Annotated in this window: 21 protein-coding genes; 5 read left to right on the forward strand and 16 right to left on the reverse strand. The window is 62.5% G+C overall.

The annotated features are described in order from the left end of the window. Positions 1 to 19: 19 nt before the first annotated feature. Together JV551A3_RS17720 and JV551A3_RS17725 are read left to right on the forward strand one after the other, a co-directional pair. Positions 20 to 580 (forward strand): PQQ-dependent catabolism-associated CXXCW motif protein, encoded by a 561-nt coding sequence (locus JV551A3_RS17720; RefSeq protein ID WP_133973490.1) that lies wholly within the window; start codon positions 20 to 22, stop codon positions 578 to 580. A 57-nt stretch (positions 581 to 637) separates the two neighbouring features. Next, positions 638 to 1303 carry a response regulator transcription factor gene (locus JV551A3_RS17725; protein WP_013972165.1) on the forward strand — a complete coding sequence of 222 codons (666 nt, stop codon included), beginning with the start codon at positions 638 to 640 and terminating at the stop codon, positions 1301 to 1303. 105 nt (positions 1304 to 1408) lie between these two features. On the opposite strand, the gene JV551A3_RS17730 is transcribed toward JV551A3_RS17725, so the two are convergent. The 14 genes from JV551A3_RS17730 to pstS form a co-directional block, all read right to left on the reverse strand. Next, positions 1409 to 3307, reverse strand: coding sequence for a PAS domain-containing hybrid sensor histidine kinase/response regulator (locus JV551A3_RS17730; RefSeq protein WP_133973492.1), 1899 nt, complete (start codon positions 3305 to 3307; stop codon positions 1409 to 1411). Continuing rightward, complete coding sequence (gene nosP, locus JV551A3_RS17735) at positions 3276 to 4439, reverse strand: nitric oxide-sensing protein NosP (RefSeq protein ID WP_133973494.1); 1164 nt, start codon at positions 4437 to 4439, stop codon at positions 3276 to 3278. The genes JV551A3_RS17730 and nosP overlap by 32 nt, the downstream gene beginning before the upstream one ends. Before the next feature lie 270 nt (positions 4440 to 4709). Then, a complete protein-coding gene (locus tag JV551A3_RS17745; RefSeq protein WP_133973496.1) occupies positions 4710 to 5894 on the reverse strand; it encodes a porin in 1185 nt (394 codons plus the stop codon). Between the two features lie 200 nt (positions 5895 to 6094). Then, complete coding sequence (locus JV551A3_RS17750) at positions 6095 to 6649, reverse strand: helix-turn-helix domain-containing protein (RefSeq protein ID WP_063913578.1); 555 nt, start codon at positions 6647 to 6649, stop codon at positions 6095 to 6097. A 248-nt stretch (positions 6650 to 6897) separates the two neighbouring features. Further along, the gene (locus tag JV551A3_RS17755) at positions 6898 to 8256 is read right to left on the reverse strand and encodes an aspartate aminotransferase family protein (RefSeq protein WP_133973498.1); all 1359 of its coding nucleotides are present in this window, start codon (positions 8254 to 8256) and stop codon (positions 6898 to 6900) included. Positions 8257 to 8325: 69 nt separating this feature from the next. Further along, positions 8326 to 9099, reverse strand: coding sequence for a gamma-glutamyl-gamma-aminobutyrate hydrolase family protein (locus JV551A3_RS17760; RefSeq protein ID WP_133973501.1), 774 nt, complete (start codon positions 9097 to 9099; stop codon positions 8326 to 8328). Between the two features lie 84 nt (positions 9100 to 9183). Next, positions 9184 to 10530, reverse strand: coding sequence for a glutamine synthetase family protein (locus tag JV551A3_RS17765; RefSeq protein WP_133973503.1), 1347 nt, complete (start codon positions 10528 to 10530; stop codon positions 9184 to 9186). A 27-nt stretch (positions 10531 to 10557) separates the two neighbouring features. After that, positions 10558 to 11112: a helix-turn-helix domain-containing protein gene (locus JV551A3_RS17770; protein ID WP_013972148.1), complete on the reverse strand. Its 555-nt coding sequence runs from the start codon at positions 11110 to 11112 to the stop codon at positions 10558 to 10560. A gap of 159 nt (positions 11113 to 11271) precedes the next feature. Next, a complete protein-coding gene (locus JV551A3_RS17775) occupies positions 11272 to 11871 on the reverse strand; it encodes a trehalose-phosphatase (RefSeq protein WP_133973505.1) in 600 nt (199 codons plus the stop codon). Further along, the gene (locus JV551A3_RS17780; protein ID WP_133973507.1) at positions 11871 to 12569 is read right to left on the reverse strand and encodes a hypothetical protein; all 699 of its coding nucleotides are present in this window, start codon (positions 12567 to 12569) and stop codon (positions 11871 to 11873) included. Before JV551A3_RS17780 ends, JV551A3_RS17775 begins: the two co-directional genes overlap by 1 nt. 92 nt (positions 12570 to 12661) lie before the next feature. Further along, entirely contained in the window at positions 12662 to 13423 is a 762-nt protein-coding gene (gene pstB / locus JV551A3_RS17785) for a phosphate ABC transporter ATP-binding protein PstB (RefSeq protein WP_031324478.1), read from the reverse strand. Positions 13424 to 13498: 75 nt separating this feature from the next. Further along, positions 13499 to 14392 (reverse strand): phosphate ABC transporter permease PstA, encoded by an 894-nt coding sequence (gene pstA / locus JV551A3_RS17790; protein ID WP_024086822.1) that lies wholly within the window; start codon positions 14390 to 14392, stop codon positions 13499 to 13501. Further along, positions 14392 to 15357, reverse strand: a complete 966-nt coding sequence (gene pstC / locus JV551A3_RS17795) for a phosphate ABC transporter permease subunit PstC (RefSeq protein ID WP_061302441.1) — start codon at positions 15355 to 15357, stop codon at positions 14392 to 14394. Before pstC ends, pstA begins: the two co-directional genes overlap by 1 nt. 72 nt (positions 15358 to 15429) lie before the next feature. After that, positions 15430 to 16461 (reverse strand): phosphate ABC transporter substrate-binding protein PstS, encoded by a 1032-nt coding sequence (gene pstS, locus JV551A3_RS17800; protein WP_133973509.1) that lies wholly within the window; start codon positions 16459 to 16461, stop codon positions 15430 to 15432. Between the two features lie 287 nt (positions 16462 to 16748). Between pstS and JV551A3_RS17805 the strand changes: the two genes are divergently transcribed. Then, positions 16749 to 17126: a termination factor Rho gene (locus JV551A3_RS17805; protein WP_133973512.1), complete on the forward strand. Its 378-nt coding sequence runs from the start codon at positions 16749 to 16751 to the stop codon at positions 17124 to 17126. Positions 17127 to 18508: 1382 nt separating this feature from the next. Here JV551A3_RS17805 and JV551A3_RS17845 read toward each other — a convergent pair. Both JV551A3_RS17845 and JV551A3_RS30715 read right to left on the reverse strand, forming a co-directional pair. Next, entirely contained in the window at positions 18509 to 18946 is a 438-nt protein-coding gene (locus JV551A3_RS17845) for an MAPEG family protein (RefSeq protein WP_133973514.1), read from the reverse strand. Then, on the reverse strand, positions 18943 to 19080 hold the full coding sequence (locus JV551A3_RS30715) for a hypothetical protein (RefSeq protein WP_166674273.1): 138 nt from the start codon (positions 19078 to 19080) through the stop codon (positions 18943 to 18945). The genes JV551A3_RS17845 and JV551A3_RS30715 overlap by 4 nt, the downstream gene beginning before the upstream one ends. A gap of 107 nt (positions 19081 to 19187) precedes the next feature. Here JV551A3_RS30715 and JV551A3_RS17850 point away from each other — a divergent pair, with 107 nt between their 5' ends. After that, positions 19188 to 20018: a helix-turn-helix domain-containing protein gene (locus JV551A3_RS17850; RefSeq protein ID WP_133973560.1), complete on the forward strand. Its 831-nt coding sequence runs from the start codon at positions 19188 to 19190 to the stop codon at positions 20016 to 20018. 203 nt (positions 20019 to 20221) lie between these two features. Further along, positions 20222 to 21097, forward strand: a complete 876-nt coding sequence (locus JV551A3_RS17855) for a universal stress protein (RefSeq protein ID WP_133973516.1) — start codon at positions 20222 to 20224, stop codon at positions 21095 to 21097. The last annotated feature ends 224 nt before the right edge of the window (positions 21098 to 21321 follow it).

Consider the following 21321-nt stretch of genomic DNA (forward strand, 5'->3'; position numbering starts at 1 on the left):
AACAAAAAGGACAAACCCCATGCCACGTGCCCTGCCCCGGCTGCCACGCCCATTGCTGGCGGCGCTTTCCCTGAGCCTGTCGCTGGGCATCGCCCAGGCCGACACCACGCCGCTGTTCTCCGCCGAGGGCTATCGCACCACCCTCTACCGCAGCCCGACCCCACAACAGGTCGAGGGCGGCCAGGTCATCGATACCGCCGGGCTGCAAGGCCTGCTGGGGCACACCCCCAAGCCGGTGCTGATCGACGTCTACCGCCGCCAGTGGCTGCAAGGCCGCTTCATCGAAGATGAACCCCACGCCAACATCCCCGGCAGCCGCTGGCTGGCCAACACCGGCGACGGCGAGCTGAGCCCGGCGTGGCACGATTACTTCGTGCGCAACCTGCAACAAGCCACCGCCGGGCGCATGGGGCAACCGCTGGTCTTTTACTGCCGCTCCGATTGCTGGTTAAGCTGGAACGCGGTAAAACGCGCCAAAGCCCTGGGCTATAAGAATCTGTATTGGTACCGCGATGGCCTGGACGCCTGGCAGCAGGCCAACCTGCCGCTGCAGCCGGCGCAGCCAGAACCCTTCCCCTGAATTCATCGCCTGCGAACGCGTGCCCGCTCCATCCAATAAAAACGAGGTGAAAAGGCCATGTACAAAATTCTGATTGCCGACGATCACCCCCTGTTTCGCGAAGCCATCCACAACGTTATCAGCGATGGCTTCCAGGGCAGCGAAGTCATGGAAACTGCCGACCTGGACAGCGCCCTGGCGCTGACCCACGAGCATGACGACCTCGACCTGATCCTGCTCGACCTGAACATGCCTGGCATGCATGGCCTCAATGGCCTGATCACCCTGCGCAACGAGGCACCGACCACGCCGGTGGTGATTGTCTCGGCCGAGCAGGAAAAGCAGATCGTGCTGCAGGCCATCACTTATGGCGCGGTGGGCTTCATCACCAAGTCCTCGCCACGCTCGCAGATGATCGAAGCGATAGAGCAGATCCTCAATGGCAATGTCTACCTGCCGCCCGACATCATCCGTGCCCAGAAAAGCAGCACCAGCCGGCGCCTGAACGATGCCCCGAGCTTCCCGCCGGAAATGCTCCAGGCCCTGACCCGCAAGCAGCTGCTGGTACTCGAGCGCATGACCAAGGGCGAGTCGAACAAGCAGATCGCCTACACCCTGGATATCGCCGAGACTACGGTAAAGGCTCACGTTTCGGCGATCCTGCGCAAGCTCAACGTGCACAACCGGGTGCAGGCCATCCTCAGTGCCGGTGATATCGATTTCGGTGATTACCTGCGGCGTTGACCTGTTCCGGCCTCTTCGCGGGCTTGCCCGCTCCCACAGGTATTGCGCAACACTGAAACAGCGGGAATCCTGTGGGAGCGGGCAAGCCCGCGAAGAGGCCGGCGGCTATGCCACACTGCTGCCCAGCAAGTGGCTCATCGCTGCCTTCAGCTTCATCGGCCGCACCGGCTTGTGCATCAGAGTGTGGCCCAGCTCGCGAATCTGTTGCTTGAGCTCGTTGCTGTAGTTGGCGGTGATCATCATCGCCGGCAAGGGCTGGGTGCGGCGGGCATTGATCCGCGCCACGGCGTCGACGCCATTGCAGTCGTTGTCCAGGTGGTAGTCGGCGATCAGCAGGTCGGCCTCGGCATGGTAGTTGTCCACCTGGCGCGCCAGGTCCTCCTCCGATAGCGCGGTGACCACACGGCAACCCCACCCCTCCAGCAGGGTGCGCATGCCGGCGCAAATCGCCGCATCGTTATCCAGCACCCACACCCGCGCCCCGCGCAGGCGCTCGAGCATCGGCTCGCTGATCGCCAGGCTCGGCTGGGCCTTGGGCGCGGTGGCGCTCAGCGGCACTTCGACCGCGAATACCGAGCCTTTGCCAAGCCATGAACGCACCCGAATCCGGTGGCCGAGGATGCCGGCGATCTTTTCCACGATCGCCAGGCCCAGGCCCAACCCACGGTCCTGGTCCGGGCGCTGCACATCGCCGCGCCTGAACTCCTGGAACATTTCGTCCAGGTGCTCTTCGGCGATACCGATACCGCTGTCCCATACTTCGATCCGCAAGCCGCCACGCTGGCGCCGGCAGCCCAGCACCACGCGGCCGCTGCGGGTGTAGCGAATGGCATTGCTGAGCAGGTTGCGCAGGATCCGCGCCAGCAGCTGAATGTCACTGCGCACCACGGCGGAACAGCCGACGAAATGCAATTCAAGCCCTTCGCTGCGCGCCACCTGGGCGTATTCGGCAGCGAGGTTGTCCATCAGCTCGCGCAGGGCGAACGGGGCGACATCGGCCTTGATCACACCGGCATCGAGTTTGGATATGTCCACCAGGGTACCTAGCAGGTTCTCCACATCCTGCAGGGAGTTGCTGACATTACGCACCAAATGAGCACTGTTCTGCGGCTCGCGGTGCTCCAGCAAGGCACTGGTGAACAGCCGCGCCGCGTTCAGCGGTTGCAGCAGGTCATGGCTGACGGCGGCAAGGAACTTGGTTTTCGACAGGTTGGCCTGCTCGGCCTCGCGCTTGGCCTCGCGCAAGCGCGATTCCACCCGGCTGCGCTCCTCGATTTCGCGCAGCAGCTGCTCGTTGAGGCTGGTCAGCTCGGCGGTGCGCTCGCGCACCCGTTGCTCCAGGTGCTGATACGCCTGGTGCAGCGCCTGTGCGGTATTGCGCCGCTCGGTGATATCGCGGATCAACACGAAGATGCCCACCACTTCACCATTGGCCAGGCGGTTCGGCACGTAGGAGCGCAGCATGTAGCGTTCCTGGCCGTTGATGTTGGTTTCGGCAAACTCGAAGGTTACGCTCTCACCCGCCAGCGCACGCGCCACGTAGGCTTCTAGGCGCTGATAATGCTGTTCGCTGTGGGCCTCGCGCAGGCTCTGGCCCAGCATCACCCCGCGAGGCCAGCAGTACCATTCTTCATAGACCTTGTTGGTGAACTCGTAGACCAGGTCGGCATTCAGGTAGGCGATCAGCGCCGGCACATGGTCGGTGATCAGGCGAATCTGGTGCTGGTGGGCAGTCTCGGCCCGCTGCCGGGCCTCGCTGAGCAGGTGGTTGACGGCCTTGAGCTCGGCCATGGCCTGGTTCAGCGCTTCGGTACGCTCGCGCACCTGCTCGGCCAGCACCACCGAATGCTGGAACGCGGCATAAGGGTCGTTGCCCCGCGTTACGCCAGACTCGATACGCTCGATCAGCGCGCCGTTGATACGCTGCAGCTTGTGGTTCTGGTGCTGCAGCCGGGCGACCTCGGCCTGCAGTTCAGCGACCGACAGGAGGCCGGTTGCGGGCAATGGCGACCCCGGTGAAGGTCTGGTTGATGTGCATGCCATTGAACTGTTCTCCGTAGGTGTTGAAGCCAATCACCCGCTGCTCGCGCAGGAACGCGCCGATCGGCTCCAGGCCTTGCCGGGCTTCCAGCTCCAGCCGCCGCAGAAAGCAATCGCAACCGATGGTCAGCAGCAGCGGGCCGAGGCGCTGCTGCAAGCCGTCGAACAACTGGTGCAGGTTCGGCAACAGCGGGCCCGGGGTCATGGCGGTGAGCACGATGCCGTTTTCCACCGCGCAGTAGAAACTCAGGCTCAGGTCCGGGTGCACTTGCTGGATCGCCCGCACGTAATACTGGTCGTGGATGCGCACGGCCAGTGGATGGGCGGCGAATACCCGATGATCGAGCTCGGCCACCGGCACGCCGATGTGCCGGGCGTATTCCTCGGCAGCAGGCTCGGCATTCAGCTCGAAGACCCGGCGCTGGGCACTGTCGGCGCCGGTGACCACCAGCTTTTCCTGGCGCGGCAGGATGTGGTGGGTGGTGAACACTTCGAAGTCGAGCCAGGTATTGACCAGCACCACTACCGCTGCGCCATGGTGGAACGCGCCGCCGAAATACACGTGGGTGCGGGTCAGGTAGTTGTCGTCGCCGGCCGAACCGCCGAAATGCGGGATGTCGCCCAGGGCCGCACTGAGGGCGGCGAGCACCATCTCCTCGCGGCTGGACAAGCCGTCGAGCAGGGTCAGGGCAAAGCTGCGGCCCTTGATCGGCGCCAGGGCATTGCTGCGGCAGGTGCCGACCAGGCGCTCGACCATCTGCTGGGCGTCGATCAGGCTGAAGCTCTCCATTTCATCGATCAGCTCGGCGGCGATGGAAAAGTGCCGATGATCGAACCCGACCGCCGTTATGCAATTGCGGCCGTAGCCCAGCGGGGTGATTTCCCCGGCGCTGGTGCAACCGACCAGGCGGATGCCACCAAAACCCTGCTCCAGCGCTTCGCCCAAGGCCTGCAGGTCGTATTCGGCAGAGCAGAAGAACAGCACGAAGCCCAGGTGCGGGTGCAGCAACTGCGCCGCCAGCTCCTGGGCTGCCTGCCGGGCGTCGGTTGCCTGCGACATGGCGCTGACCACACCGTCGTTGTGAGCCTGCTGCATGGTGGTCTCCGGCGCGGGGTGGCTGAGGGTTCAGTGTACGAAGGTGGGTACCGGGGACGAATGCTACTTGGGTAGCGGGTGGGCGGTTCGATGGGTGTAAATGCAGGGAACCAACCTCAGGCCAGCCGTGGTCACTGTGGGAGCGGGTTTACCCGCGAAGAATGCGACGCGGTGTATGGCACCGGCTTCGCCGGTGTTCGCGGGTAAACCCGCTCCCACAGGGGCCTCAGCCACGGTGCGATGCGCACACCGTGGCTGGAGGCAGGGTCATTACCAGGTCAGCACCGCCCCCACCGCAAAGGTATCGGTGTCTTCGTTCTGGTCACTGGTTTCATGGCCATCGATGGAAAACTGGTTGTACTCGGCAACCAGCTTGAGGTTGTCGTTGACGTCATGGAACAGCGCCACGCCACGGGTTTCATAATCCGCACCACTGCCCACCGCGCCGTTGCCGTCGTCCTTGGTCTTGCCATAGGACAGCGCCACGCGGTTCTTGCCGACCTTGTAGGAGCCCTGCAGCAGGTAACCGTCACTGTCGACATTGCGCAAGGTCGGCTCGCCAGCGTTGTTGGTGAAGAACGGGTTGATGCCTTTGGCCTGGAACCCCGAGCCGGTCAGCGACAGCCCGCCCATCTTCGCCTGCACACCATAGCCGACACCTTTGGAGGTGACCGACTGCACCGCCGGGTCGGTGTTGTCGGAGGTCTGGTAGCTGCCGTTGAGCCAGCTGTAGATCTGCGCCCCGCCCAGGTCGAACTGGTAGGTGATCTCGCTTTCGGTACGCGGGTTCTCCTGGTAGGCCTTGCCGGTCGGGCTGCTGTCGTTGGTGTCCACCGGGTCCATGATGCCCACCGCCACCCGCAGGCCGTCCATCACCGGCGTGCGGTAGGTGATCTGCGATGTGGGGAACGGGTAAGGGTAGCCGCTACCGATATTGCCGAACGATACACCGCCGCCGTCCACCAGCCCCAGGGTGTCACTGACCTGGCCGTAGCCGGCCAGCAGTTCGTCGAGCAGGATGTTGGAACGGGCGAACAGCCCGAAGTCCTTGCCGATCAGCACCTCTCCCCACTCGGGGTTGGCCACGGTACCGTAGAACTGGCGCACGTCGATGGCGGTGTCGGTACCGTTGGTTTCGCTGTCGTTGATGGTGACCCAGAACGAGGCGCGTGCGCCGAGCTTCAGGTCATCCACCTGCTTGCCCATGTTGAAGCCCAGGTAGTTGGGCAGAAAGCCCATCTTCACCCGCGACTGGCGGCGGTCGAATTGCTCGCCTTCGCGATCGACATCGCTGTTCACGTAAAAGGCGTTGATGTAGCCGTCGGTGGAGAAAGTCGTCTGGTCCTTGTCGTACAGCATGATCTCGGCCTGGGCGACGCTGCTCAGGCAAAAGGTCGACAGGCTGACGGCAGCAGCCGCAAGCAAACGTGGGGATAGATTCTTATTGTTGTACATGGCGCGCTCCGAAACGGGGACGGGATGTCGGAGGCGATTATCAGAAGCGGGCAAACAGCCAGAAACGCTGCCTTGGAGGGGGCTGGCAGGTGCTTTGGGCCGACGCGCAGGGCGTGATGATTCCGGCCCAGGACCGGATTACGCCCAGAGGCAAGACTTCTGGTGTAACCCGTAGTAGGCGTCGGGCCTACTACCGCCCTTCAGCTGAACACCCAGAGCACGCGGGTGGGCTTGTCGGTGAGGTTGGCGTAACGAAAACTGGCGTGGGGTTGCAGCTGAAAACTGTCACTGGCGCGCAGCGTTACCGGCTCGCCGCCATCCAGCCAGACGGTCAGTTCGCCTTCGAGCACGAAGCAGCCCTGCTCCGAGCTGTCGTCCAGATACTCCTCGCCACTGCTGGCCCCCGGCTCCAGATGGCTGTCGAGCATGGAGAACGCGCCCGTTATCGTCGGGGATGCCAGCACATCGGTGATGCCACCGGCCAGGTGAAGGGTACGACGCTCGTGCGGGCGGGTGACCCAGTCGAGTTCGCGGGGCTTGTCCAGCTTGTAGAAATAGGCGGTGGAGACGCCGAGCTCTTCGCTGATAGCCGTGAGATCGGCCACGGTCGGGCGCGACACGCCTCGTTCGACCTGGGACAGAAAGCCCACCGAACGGCCGATGCGCTGGGCCAGTTCGCCCAGTGTCAGGCCCTTGAACTTGCGCAGGTCGCGAATCAGTACGGCCAGGCCTTCGATTTCTTCGTGCACTTTCATGGTTGAATCGCGACTTTCGGATGGGAAAAATTGATGCCCTGAAAAGTACATGATTCATTTCACAAAGCAAGATGCTTCATGGCGATCTTAGGGCTGCTTTGCAGCCCTTCGCGGGCACGCCCGCTCCCACAGGGATCGCGCTTCTCCTGAACCCGGCGCCAGACCTGTGGGAGCGGGCGTGCCCGCGAAGGGTCGCAAAGCGGCCCCAAACTATTCAACTGACTGGCACCAGTCCCAGGGCTCTTCCCTTAACGAACAGCCTCGTATGTCAGGTCCAGGCACTTGCGGGCTTTTTCAACCAGTTCGTCGATCTCCTCGATGCTGATCACCAGCGGCGGCGCGATGATCATGGTGTCGCCCACGGCACGCATGATCAGCCCGTTGTCGAAGCAGTGCTGGCGGCAGATCATGCCGACACCTTTGCCTTCATAACGCGCGCGGGTGGTCTTGTCCTTCACCAGCTCGATCGCGCCGAGCATGCCCAGGCCGCGTACTTCGCCCACCAGCGGGTGGTCGGCCAGCTCGCGCAGGCGTTGTTGCAGGTAAGGAGCGGTCTTGTCGTGCACCTGCTCGATGATCTGTTCGTCACGCAGGATCCGCAGGTTCTCCAGGCCCACCGCAGCCGCTACCGGGTGGCCGGAATAGGTGAAGCCGTGGTTGAAATCACCGCCTTCGCTGATGACTCTGGCCACTTCATCACGCACGATCACGCCGCCCATGGGGATATAGCCGGAGGTAAGGCCTTTGGCGATGGTCATCAGGTCAGGCTTGAGGTCGTAGTAATCGCTACCGAACCACTCGCCTGTACGGCCGAAGCCGCAGATCACTTCGTCGGCGACAAAGAGGATGTCGTACCTGGCCAGGATCTCCTTGACCTTCGGCCAGTAGGTTTGCGGTGGAATGATCACCCCGCCAGCGCCCTGGATCGGTTCGGCGATGAAGGCGGCAACATTGTCCACGCCAACTTCGAGTATCTTCTTCTCCAGCTGTTCGGCCGCCCACACACCGAAGTCGGCCTCGGTCATGTCGCCGCCTTCGCCATACCAGTACGGCTGCGGGATGTGCACGATATCCGGGATCAGCCCGCCCTGCTGGTGCATGCCGCTCATGCCGCCCAGGCCCGCGCCGGCCACGGTGGAGCCGTGGTAGCCGTTGATGCGGCCGATGATCACCTTCTTGTTCTTCTGGCCCTTGAGCGCCCAGTAATGGCGGACCATGCGCAGCACGGTGTCGTTGCCTTCGGACCCGGAGCCGGTGAAGAACACATGGTTCATGCCTTGCGGGGCCACATCGGCGATCGCCTTGGCCAGTTCCAGCGCAGGCGGGTGCGCGGTCTGGAAGAACAGGTTGTAGTACGGCAGCTGCCTCATCTGCCGGCTGGCGACGTCGGCCAGCTCATCGCGCCCGTAGCCCACCGCCACGCACCACAGCCCCGCCATGCCATCGAGAATCTTGTGCCCTTCGCTGTCCCAGAGGTACACGCCCTTGGCCGAGGTGATGATGCGCGGGCCTTTCTCGGCCAGTTGCCTGACATCGCTGAACGGGGCCAGGTGGTGATCGCGGCTCATGGCTTGCCAGGCAAGGGTCTGCGAATTGTGCTCACTCATTGACTTCACTCCATCAGTTTGCGCAGCCGTGCTGCGCAGGTACTTTTTTGTAATTGGTAAAGATCGCTGTCAGGCGGACTTCAACAGCATCTGGCGCAATACCGAGCGATGCCGGCAGGCCTTGCCAAAGGACTGGAAGATGGTCAGGTAATGCGGGTTGTCCATGACCTGGTACTCGGGGTGCCATTGCACGGCAAGGGCAAAGCCTTTGCTGTTCTCGACCGAAATCGCTTCCACCAGGCCATCGGGCGCCAGCGCCTCCACCCTCAGCCCGGGGGCCAGTACATCGATGCCCTGGCCGTGGATGGAATTGACATCGATGATCGCCGGCAAGCCCATGCGGTCGAGCATGCCGCCAGGCTCTATATGCAGGGCGTGACGCGGGCCGTATTGCTTTTCGATGGGCTCACCCTTGCTTTCGCGGTGGTCCATGAACATGCCGGTCTCGTGTACCTTCTGGTGCAGGGTGCCGCCCAGCGCCACGTTCATTTCCTGAAAGCCACGGCAGATGCCGAGCACCGGCACGCCGGCGGCGATGGCCGCACGCATCAGCGGCAATGTGCTGGCATCCCGCAGCGGGTCGTGATGGGTACCCGCTGCACTGGCCGGGCCGTTGTAGTGGAATGGTTCGATGTTGGACGGCGAACCGGTGAAGATCAGCCCATCCACCACGTCGAGAATATCGGCGCTGTCCATCAGGTCGGCGAGGCTGGGTATCACGATGGGCAGCCCACACGCTGCCTTGGCCGCCGCGCGCGCGTACTTCTCGCTGATGGTCTGGGTTGCATGCAGCTCGATCATGCTGGTGCATGCGGTAATGCCGATAACGGGCACACGTGGCATATCTTCCTCCGGCAAATCCATATTGCGCGTTGTGTTGAAACGGTAGAAACGGAGGGTGCAGCGGCGCTGCCCCAACCTCGGCACCTACAGGAACCAGCGGTATTCGCGGGCATCGATGTGGCGCATGAAGTCCAGTTGCTCCTGGTATTTGTTTTCGCAGTAGACCATCACGAATTCACTGCCCAGGCCTTTGTTCACGTCCGGCTGGTGACGCATGGCCGCCAGGGCACTGAAGGCATCCTTGGGGAACTCGATACCGCTCTGGCGGTTGTCGTTCAGCGGGGCGATGGGCTCGACGCCACGGTCCAGGCCATGCTCCATCCCGGTCAGGATGGCCGCCAGCACCAGATACGGGTTGGCATCGGCACCGGCGAGGCGGTGCTCGATGCGCAGGTTGCGCGGGTCGGACTCGGGGATGCGAATACACGCATCGCGATCTTCGAAACCCCAGCTGGCTTTGCTCGCCGCGTTGACCATGGCGCCGTAACGGCGGTAGGCATTGTGGTTGGGGGCGAAGATCGGCATGCAGTGCGGCAGCAACTCCAGGCACCCTGCCACCGCATGGCGCAGCTTGCGCTGGTCGTCGCCGGCCAGGATGTTGTTGCCGGCGTTGTCGTACAGGCTGACGTGCACATGCATGCCGCTACCCGGCGCATCGAGGTACGGCTTGCTCATGAAGCTGGCTCGGTAGCCGTGCTTCATCGCGATACCGCGGGTACTGCGGCAGAACAGCGCCGACCAGTCGGCCGCACTCATCGCATCGTCGCTGTGCGAGAAGTTGATCTCGAACTGGCCTGGGCCCAGCTCCGCGGTGATGACGTTCGCCGGCACGCCCTGCTTGTTGGCGCCATCGACCATCTCGTGCAGCACCGGTGCGAAGCGCGACAGCCGCTCGATGTGCATGTTCGGCTGATCGTCGTGATCGTCGGTCGCCTTGTCGCGTGGGTACTGTGGCAGGCCGTTATCGAGCTTGCGGTCGAACAGGTAGAACTCCAGTTCGAAGGCTACCACCGGGCGAATGCCACGGCTGGCCAGGCGCTGGATCACCCGGGCCAGCACTTCACGGGGCTCGAACTCGATGGGCTTGGCGGTGCCGTCGGAGGTGATGAGCATCTGCGCGATCGCTTCCTTTTCCCAGCGCACCGGCTTGAGGGTACCCGGCACCAGGCGGCGGACGGCATCCGGGTCACCATCGGCGAAGCAGTAGTCACCGATTGGGTAAAGGCCACCCTGGGTGCCCAGCAGCACGCAGTTCTGCGGCAACTTCAGCGGCGCGCCGGCTGCAACTTTTTCCAGCATGTCCATGGGGTAGCGCTTGCCGTAGAAGTGCCCGGGGATATCTAGCGCAATCAGGTCGACATAACGTATTTCTGGGTATTCCGCTCGGAACGAGCGCACTTCAGTCAGCAGATCCGGAAAGACGACACTCATCTTCTTGTCCTTGTGAGGTGAACGAATTCAATTGAAGACCCAGAGCACGCGGGTGGTTTTTTCCGTCAGGTTGGCGTAACGGAACTGCGCGTGGGGGTGCAGCTGGAAGCAGTCGTTGGCCTGCAGGGTCACGGCGTCGCCGTGGTCCAGCCAGACCGTGAGTTCGCCTTCGAGCACGAAACAGCCCTGCTCGGAACGGTCGGTCAGGTACAGTTCGCCACTGCTGGCGCCTGGCTCGAGATGGCTGTCGAGCATGGAGAACGCGCCGCCGATGGTGGGCGAAGCCAGCACATCGGTGATGCCCGACTCGAGGTACAGCGTGCGCCGCTCGTGGGGGCGCGTGACCCAGCTGACGCTACGGGGCTTGCTCAGGTTGTAGAAATACGCGGTTGATACGCCGAGCGCTTCACTGATGGCGGTAAGGTCCGCCACGGTCGGGCGCGAAACCCCGCGCTCCACCTGGGACAGGAAGCCGACCGAGCGGTTGATGCGCTCGGCCAGTTCGCCCAGGGTCAGGTTCTTGAATTTGCGCAGGTCGTGAATAAGGATCGCGAGGGCTTCAACCTCTTCGTGCATCTTCATCGATTGAGACTGCCGTGAAATTTTTAGAGTTATTTTTCATGAAAAAATACATGAAAAATTTCACGAGTCAAGCCGAACCTGACGATGAGAGGCCGCGATTGGAGATGTGGGAGGTAACAAGTAGCGAAGAGGCGTAACGAGAAAAGTACCTTGAAGCCCTCAGGACGCGAGGGCCTGCGGACGCTGCCGTACCGGCATTTCATAGCGGTGCGGTTGCTGCCAGGCCAGCTGTGCCTGGACATCGGCCGCGGCATCCATCACCTTCTGCGCCCAGTTCTCGTCTTTGGGGCACACCACCACCACGCGAAAACCGTGGTCGACGCCTTCCAGCCGCACGCCTTCGGAATCATCGACATGCAGGTCAATATCGAAGGCCGACGGCAACTTCGAGGGGGCATTCTCAAGCCCGTTGACGGCCAGGATATGCTGGTGCCGGTCACTGTTGACCACGCCATCGACACGGATACCGTAGAGCATCAGCCAACGGCGGATGTAGGACGGCGTGCGCCCCGACGAGGTGTAGATCCAGATGCTGCAGCCCTGGCGGCGCAGGTCGCGGATCAGCGAGCGCGTGCCACTGCGCAGGGGTTCACCCAACCAGCGGTGGATGAACGCCGGCAGCTTGCTGTCCTCGGCGGCGGCGTGGTCGGCCTGGCAGGCGAGCGTGTCGTCGATATCGAACGAAATGCGTACCTGCGGGCGATTGAACGTGCGCTCGAGGGCTTGCCGCCCGCGTTGGAACAGAGAAGCGCTTTGCATCAGCGGCACCTCTCGCGCACAGGCATGGATGTGCCGCCCAGGAAGAACTTGCCGGGCTCGGGCGCGTGCGCTTCAAGGAAAGCTGCATACTTTTTCTTGATCTTGGGTAGTTCGTACAAAGCCTTGACACCATGCTTGGCAGAGTTGCGTATGACCGAGGACGGGTTGAAGTAACCCTCGGCGTTGTCCAGCGACAGCACGAATGGTGGTAGCCCCGCGCGCATCAGCAAGTAGCTGACAATGAGCGAACCCGTGCGGTTGTTGCCTTCGATGAACAGCTGCGGCTTGCTGAGAATTCGAACGTAAACACCCGCCGCGCGCTTCCAGATCGAGTCGCTGCCATACGAGCAATACCAGTTGTAGAGGTCCTTGATGCCACCCTCCACATTGTTGAAAAAGTGCGCCTCGGTCGCCGCCAGGTGCGGGGCGAACTCCAGCCGGCGTGCCGGGTCGTTGCCGCACAGCACGGTGGCATTGATCTCCAGCATCAGGTTCAACTGCTGAAGGTCGAAAAGGTCGACACCCCGGGCGACATAGTCGTCAATCAGGGCATAGCCTTCAACCACATTCAGCAGCACCTCGTCGGTAAACGGATCCCGCGGTTCGGTGAAGTGCTGGCTGAGTTCGGCAAAGCGGGCCTGCACCTCACGCAGTGCGCGCTCTACCGCTGGCAGATCAAGACGACGCGTCGCTGGCATTGGAAATCCCTGGTAACACTTACGGAAGGTAATGCGGCCGGGTGTTGCTGCCCTCCTGGCTGCAACACCCGGCCACCTTGGCACGAACGGCCTCAGCTGAACTTGCCGCTGATGTAGTCGGCGGTCAGCTGCTCACGCGGGTTCTGGAAAATCTGCGTGGTCGGGCCCATCTCGACCAGGTAGCCGGTACGGGTGCCCTTGGAGATGTCGACCGAGAAGAACGCGGTGGTGTCGGCCACACGAATAGCCTGCTGCATGTTGTGGGTCACCAGGGCGATGGTGTAGTCCTTCTTCAACTCGACCATCAGTTCTTCCACCCGGCGGGTGGCAATCGGGTCGAGTGCCGAGCAGGGTTCGTCCAGCAGCAGCACTTCCGGCTCGGTGGCGATGGCGCGGGCAATGCACAGGCGCTGTTGTTGGCCGCCGGACAGGGCCAGGCCGCTGACCTTGAGCTTGTCCTTCACTTCGTCCCACAGCGCGGCGCCCTGCAGGGCGTGCTTGACGCGGTCGCCGATGTCGCCCTTGTAGCGGTTCAGGCGCAGGCCGAAGGCGACATTGTCGAAGATGCTCATCGAGAACGGGTTGGGCTGCTGGAACACCATGCCGATGTAGCGGCGCACCACCACAGGGTCGACGCCCTTGCCGTAGACATCCTGGCCCAGGAAGTGCACATGGCCTTCGAAGCGGAAGCCCTTCACCAGGTCGTTCATGCGGTTGAGGCTACGCAGCACGGTACTCTTGCCGCAGCCGGACGGCCCGATGAAACCGGTGATCTCGTTCTTCCTGATCGGTACATGGCTGTCGCGAACGGCCATGAAATTGCCGTAGAAGATCTTGTCCAGCTTGCAGTCCATGACGATGGGGGCTTCGCTGACCACGGGAGCGGCTTTTGGCGCAGTGGATACGTTCAAGGTCGGATGCTCCCTTTCTCAATACTTGGGCTTGCCGAATACTCGGCTCAGAATGTTGATTACCAGCACGATCATCACCAATACCAGCGAGGCCGCCCAGGCGAGCTCGAGCTGGTTGTCGAATGGCATGCCGGAGAAGTTGTAGATCAGTACGGCGAGCGAGGCGGTCGGATTCATGACCGCCAGGTCGCCGTCATGCAGGATCCAGTAGTTGCTGAACAGCGCGGTGAACAGCAGCGGCGCGGTCTCGCCGGCAGCACGGGCCACGGCCAGCATGACCCCGGTCAGGATGGCCGGCAGGCCGGTGGGCAGGACGATTTTCCAGATCACCTGGGCTCGGGTGCAGCCCATGCCGTAGGCGGCATCCTTCATGATCTTGGGCACCATCTTCATCGACTCTTCAGCGGTCAGCACGACGATGGGCAGCATCAGTACCGCCAGGGCCACACCACCTGCCGGTGCGGAGTAGGTGCCGGTGGTCATCACCACCAGGGCGTAGGCGAATACGCCGGCCAGGATCGACGGCAGGCCGGTGAGCATCTTGGCGGCGAAGCGCGCGGCGTTGGCCAGCTTGCTGTCCGGGCCGAGTTCGGCCAGGAACACCGCGGCCAGGATACCGACCGGCACGGCGATGGCAGCAGCGATGCCGACCATGACGAAGGTACCGGCCATGGCGTTGCCAAAGCCACCGCCCATCTCGAAGCCGGTGGGTGGCAGCTCGGTGAACACTTCAAGGTTGAGGCGTGCACCGCCACGGGTGATCAGCATGTACAGCACGGAAATCAGCGGCACGCTGGCCACCAGAGCCGCGAACCATGCCAGCGTGGTCAACACCAGGCTGCGCAGGGAACGGCCTTCCAGCTTGCGCTGCAGGCTGGGCAACGCATTGGCAGGGGTAGTGAGGTTGGTCATTATTTGTTACCCCGCTGGGCGTAGAGCATGATCATCGAGCCGAGCACGTTCACCAGCAGGGTGATGAACATCAGTACCAGTGCGGCATACATCAGCACCTCGATCTCGTTCGGGCCGGCCTCCGGGAAGTTCAGGGCCAACAAGGCCGCCAGCGTGTTGGCCGGGGCGAACAAGGACAGGGAAATGTTGTTGGCATTGCCCACCAGCATGGCCAGCGCCATGGTTTCACCCAGCGCACGGCCCAGGCCGAGCACCAGCGAACCGAAGATGCCGGTGGCTGCCGATGGCACCATTACCTTGAGAATGGCCTCCCAGTGGGTGGCGCCCAGGCCGTAGGCGGCCTGCTTGGTCTTCATCGGCACGCTGGTCAGGGCATCCTGCGAAACGGCAGCGATGGTCGGCAGAATCATGATCGCCAGCACCAACGCGGCAGGCAGCAGCCCGGGCCCGCTCAGCGAGGTGCCGAAAAAGGGAATCCAGCCCAGCTCGCTGTTCAGCCAGGTGGTCAGCGGGCGAATGGCCGGGATGACCACATAGATCCCCCACAGGCCGTAAACGACACTGGGGATGGCAGCCAGCAGCTCGACGATGGTGCGGAACACCGCCGCCAGCCTGGCCGGGAGGAAGTCCTGGGTGAGGAAAATGGCCATGCTGACGCCGAAGAAACCGGCGATCAACAAGGCGATCAGGGCGCTGTAGAGCGTGCCCCAGATCGCTGGCAGAATACCGTACTTGCCTTGGTTGACGTCCCAGACACTGCCGAACAGCACGTCAAAGCCATGCTTCTCGATGCCAGGCAGTGCCTTGCGGCCCACTTCGTAGACCAGCGCGAAGACCAGCGCCAGCACCAGCACCACACCGATGCGTGCAAGCGCACGGAAGGTGCGATCAACCAGAAAGTCTTTCGCAGACGGTGGCTGGCACGCGGAGTCGGGGTTAGCCGGGATGGCAAAAGGAGTGTTCATTGGCAAGTTCCGGGACAGAGGGCAAACCCACCCGGCATGGTCGCCAGACCACACCGGGAGCGCCTGGGCGTGTTACTGGATGTTGGCGGATGCTTTGCGTACCTGGTCGACAACCGACGGTGGCAGCGGGATGTAGCCCATCGAGTCGGCGATCTTCTGGCCTTCGGTCAGGCTGTATTCGACCATTTCGCGCATGGCCTTGGCCTTGGCGGGGTTACCGTTGTCCTTGCGGAAGATCATCCAGGTATAGGAGGTGATCGGGTAGGACTTGGCACCATCCGGGTCAGGCAGCCAGGCCACCAGGTTCTCCGGCATGTTCACCGCTGCCAGCGCCTCGGCACCGCTCTCGGCGTTCGGCACGACGTATTGGCCGGCCTTGTTCTGCAGCTGGGCGAAGTCGACCTTGGCCAGCTTGGCGAAGCCGTATTCGATGTAGCCGATGGCGCCTGGAGTCTGGCGGACGGTGGCGGTTACGCCATCGTTCTTCGGCGACTTGATGAACTTGTCACTGGCTGGCCAGTTTACGGTGTTGCCTTCACCCAGCGCTTGCTTGAAGTCCGGGTTGATGGCCGACAGGTGCTTGGTGAATACCGCGGTGGTACCGCTGGAGTCGGCACGCACGACCACGGTGATCGGGGTAGCTGGCAGTTTCAGCTCGGGGTTGGCAGCGGCGATCTGCGGGTCGTTCCACTGGGTGATCTTGCCGAGGAAGATGTTGGAGTACACATCGCGCGGCAGCTTCAGCCCTTTAGGGTTGCCTGGCAGGTTGTAAGCCAGGACGATTTCACCGGCGGTCATTGGCAGCAACTGCACGCCCTCGCCAACCTTGGCGATTTCTTCGGCCTTCATTGCCGAGTCGCTGGCGGCGAAGTCGACGGTCTTGTTCAGAAAGTCCTGAACACCCGCCCCGCTCCCCTTGGACTGGTAGTCAACGGTGACACCGTCGGTTTCCTTGCTGAAGGCCTTGAACCAGGTCAGGTAGATCGGTGCCGGGAAACTTGCGCCGGAACCGGTCAGGCGGACGTTCTCTGCGGCAAAGGTTGCCGAAGTGGCGCAAAGAGAAACGGCAACGGCGAGTGCAGCGGACTTCATCAGGCGTATCATCGAAAAGCGCTCCGTGTGATGGCCGGCACACTTTGCAGCAGCAATGTTACAGCTTTGTGACCAATGAATGGCAGGCCGCACGGTAGAGCCGTCTGGCGGCGCCATCACGGCAACATCAGGGGCCAGAGCCCTGGAGTGGTTCCTGTCTCAACCCTAGGGGCTCGATGTGTCGGTTGAATGACAGTTTCCAGCGGCAGCAGGTTTACTGGCACCGCTCGTCCATTACCGGGCACTCTTGCGTTGCCCCGGCATTCAACCGCTCATGCAACCACACGGGAGAGAATGCCATGCCACGCGGCGACAAGGACAAATACACCGACAAGCAGAAGCGCAAGGCCGAACATATCGAGGAAAGCTACGAACACAAAGGCGTGCCGAAAGAGCAGGCCGAAGCGCGCGCCTGGGCCACCGTCAACAAACAGTCCGGGGGTGGCGAGAAGAAAGGAGGTTCGGGTAAGGCCACATCTACCAGCGAGAAGAAAACAGCCCGCTCGGACTCGGCCAAACGGGCGGCCAAGTCACGCCAGGGCCATTCCCGCACCTCGGGCAGTTCCCTGGAAACCCAGACTAAGCAAAGCCTGATGAAAGAAGCGCGCAGCAAAGACATCAAGGGGCGCTCTACCATGACCAAGGCACAGTTGGTGGAAGCGCTCAAGCACGCATGATGCGAGCCTGAGCCATCCGCAGAGTGGCGCCAGCTCTGTGGGAGCGGGCGCGCCCGCGAAAAATGCGACACAGTGCCTGGCACCGGCTGCGCCGGTGTTCGCGGGTAAACCCGCTCCCACACCGACCGTGCTGGCATCATGATCCTTGGCCAAGGCCATGGCCTTTACAGGAATGGCACCAACTCCGGGCCATACGCGATCCCTGTGGGAGCGGGTTCACCCGCGAAGAATGCAACACGGTGCATGGCACCGGCTGTGCCGGTGTTCGCGGGCATGCCCGCTCCCACACCGACCGTGCAAGCTTCAAGATCCTTGGCCGAAGCCATGGCCTTTACAGGAATGGCACCAACCCCGGGCCATACGCGATCCCTGTGGGAGCGGGCGCGCCCGCGAAAAATGCAACGCAGTGCCTGGCACCGGCTGTGCCGGTGTTCGCGGGCATGCCCGCTCCCACACCGACCGTGCAAGCTTCAAGATCCTTGGCCAAGGCCATGGCCTTTACAGGAATGGCACCACCCATCGGGCCAGGCGCCATCCCTGTGGGAGCGGGTTCACCCGCGAAGAATGCAACACGGTGCCTGGCACCGGCTGTGCCGGTGTTCGCGGGCATGCCCGCTCCCACACCGACCGTGCAAGCTTCAAGATCCTTGGCCAAGGCCATGGCCTTTACAGGAATGGCACCACCCCTTTGGCCATACGCGATCCCTGTGGGAGCGGGCGCGCCCGCGAAGAATGCAACGCAGTGCCTGGCACCGGCTGTGCCGGTGTTCGCGGGCATGCCCGCTCCCACACCGACCGTGCAAGCTTCAAGATCCTTGGCCGAAGCCATGGCCTTTACAGGAATGGCACCAACCCCGGGCCATACGCGATCCCTGTGGGAGCGGGTTCACCCGCGAAGAATGCGACACGGTGCCTGGCACCGGCTGTGCCGGTGTTCGCGGGCATGCCCGCTCCCACACCGACCGTGCAAGCTTCAAGATCCTTGGCCAAGGCCATGGCCTTAACAGGAATGGCACCAACCCCGGGCCACGCACAATCCCTGTGGGAGCGGGTTCACCCGCGAAGAATGCAACGCAGTGCCTGGCACCGGCTGTGCCGGTGTTCGCGGGCATGCCCGCTCCCACACCGACCGTGCCGGCTTCAAGATCCTTGGCCAAGGCCATGGCCTTTACAGGAATGGCACCACCCCATTGGGCCAGGCGCCATCCCTGTGGGAGCGGGTTCACCCGCGAAGAATGCAACACAGTGCATGGCACCGGCTGTGCCGGTGTTCGCGGTTAAAACCCCATACACACAAATGGTGCATGCCTTGAAAATTGAGCAAAGTCAGTTGCGCCAACATACAAACACAATGCCACTGCGAGACCAGCAGCCAGACTGCGTCACCAGGCAAAAGAACTCACCACCTTCACTGCGATAACTACGCAAAAGCCCAGCAAGCAGACAACCCCTATGCCATAAAACACCGTGCGCCACGGCTGCACCCCTGCCAGATAGGCCCATGTGTGCAGGACCCTGGCAAAGGTGAACACGATGCTCAGCCAGACGTTCGGCCCCGCCGCTGTGTCGAGGGCAATGGCGAGCCCGCAGAGAGCGAAGAATGCTGGGATATTTTCCAGGTCGTTGGCCCAAACCCTGGCGGCACGGGCTACCTCCGGCCGCTCCGCTTCCTGCGCGTTTCGCTTGAAAACAGCGGCATCCTCCGCGTTGGTGAAAGCCACGAATCGCAAGCGGTAATAGCCCTGATAACACGAGACCACGAACATCTTGAAGAACAGCACCACAACGCACAGCGCGTATACAGCCAAGGCACTGTTCATGGATGACGCTCCCCGGCAACGCCGCTGGCCACCAGGTGGCGCAGATGACCCATCGAAACGACCACAGCTTTCAGCCGCACTGCATCGAGTAGAAACGGTTCCAGCAACACCAACGCACAGATACGCGAGCCCATCGTCCTCTCCTGAGTAGGGTTTCCCGGCAAGGTAGTGCTAGGGTTGTCTGCGCTCAATGACCTGTGAGGTCATGGACGCTTTACTCACGGACGATCAGGGTCAACGCATGAGCCATCAACTGTTCCATCGGAAAAGCCCTGCGCCGCAGACCTCGGCAGGCCAGCATGTGCGCCAACTGCGCCAGCAAGCCGGGCTCAGCCAGCTTGAGCTTTCGCTGCTGGCAGGCCTGTCGCAGCGTCATCTGAGCTGCGTGGAGACAGGGCGGGCCAAAGCCAGCCCCAGTACGTTGCATGCCCTGCTTTCAGCGCTTGGCGCGCCACTGGAACACTGCAACGAAGTGTTCGTCGCGGCCGGATACGCCCCCCGGTATGCAGCCTCGCCGCTCGATGCTCCTGAATTGGCCTTGGTGCATGGCGCCATCGAGCACATCCTGCAGGCAAACAACCCCGCACCTGCGATCGTCATCGACAGCGGCTGGAACGTCATCGCCGCGAATGCGAGTACCGGCTTGCTGTTGGCGATAGTGGGCATTCCCACACACGCGGCGTCAGGCCTCAATCTGTTGGAAACCCTGCTTCACCCCGGCGGCCTGGGGGACCATCTGGCCAATGCAGCGCAGATCCGCGCCGTTGCCTGGCAACGCGCATCCAGGGAAGCCGCCAGCAACCCAGCGCTGGCAAGGCGCTTGCGCGACTTGCCCGCCCCATCCACCTCCACGCAGGCGACAAGTGCCACGCCGGTGCTACTGACGCGTGTGAACACCCCGGAAGGTGAACTGAGGTTTCTGTCCACCTTCACCACCTTTGGCATGCCGCTGGACATCACCGTGGAATCGCTGCGCATCGAGCATTTGATTCCTGCCGACCCGCAGACTCGGCAAAGAATGCTGGCGGCGTTCGAACAGGGCTATCCGCCTGGTTCGCCCCTACGCGGGTAAACCTGCGCTACCAACAAGCAGCCCGCCGGCTTTGAAGTGCTCAGCTCGAGCCAGGGGCTCCACTCCATTGACGCACGTCAAGCCGCCGGGCCGGGTTCGCGCGAGGATGGTTGTCAGCAAGGAACGTCTCGACAACCGCCATGCGCCGTGCTCAAGGTCATCGCCATCGATCACTGTGCGCGGCTTTGGACAAGGAGCCCCACATGAGCCAACTCAACCACGTACTGGTAGCCACCGACCTGTCCACCTCCGCCCGCAATGCGGCAGAGCGCGCTGCGTACCTGAGCAAGGCGCAACAGGCATCACTGGACCTGCTGTACGTTGCCAACCCGGCCCCCTTCGAGCGCCTGAAGCATCTGATCGCACCTGGTGACGATCTGCTGAAGCGCGTACTGGATACCGCTGGCGAAAAAATTCGCGCACTGGCTGCAATGCTGTTCCAGCGCCATGACATCGCCGCTGGCGTACAGGTCGCGCACGGCTCGGTGACCACGGAGATCACCCGTGTGGTGCAGGACAAACGCAGCGATCTGCTGGTATGCGGGGCGAAGGGCCAGAGCGTGGCGCGGCGCCTGCTGCTGGGCTCAACCGTGCAGAAAATGCTGAACCACATGCCCTGCCCTTTGCTGGTAGTCAAACAGGCGCCACGCGACGCGTACCGGACCTTGCTGGTTGCAGTCGATTTTTCGCCTTCGTCCCTGCGCTCGATCGAACTGGCGAAAGCCATCGCCCCACAGGCCGAGATCATTCTGCTGCATGTGTACGAAGCGCCATTCGAAGGCAGCATGCGCTTTGCTCATATCGACCACGACACCCTTGCACACTATCGCAATGTCATCCGCAAGGAGGCGGTGAAGCAGCTCGCGGCCTTGAGTGAAACCGCAGGAGTGGCAGATGCTCGGCAAATCGTGGTGCATGGTGACCCTGGCTGGCGGATTGCCGAGCAGGAACAAGAGCTGGAATGCGACCTGATCGTAGTCGGCAAGCAAGGGGAAAGCGCGCTTGAAGAGCTGCTGATAGGCAGCGTCACCAAGCATGTGCTGAACGAATCCCAGTGCGATGTGCTGGTGTCGCCATAGGATACAAATGATGTGGAGGACGCCTGCGTGTCCTCCACCGAAGCCCGCGCCGCCCACCGCGGCGCCTGCTTCGCGGGTAAACCCGCTCCCACATCGATCGCGCTGACCTTCAGGTTATGGGCAAGACCGTTGCGCCCCCAGGGTTTTCTTGCTTCAAGCACCACGCAAACCTGTGGGAGCGGGTTCACCCGCGAACACGGGCGAAGCCCGTGCCATCCACCCCA

The sequence above is a fragment of the Pseudomonas inefficax genome, from assembly GCF_900277125.1.
GTDB lineage: Bacteria > Pseudomonadota > Gammaproteobacteria > Pseudomonadales > Pseudomonadaceae > Aquipseudomonas > Aquipseudomonas inefficax.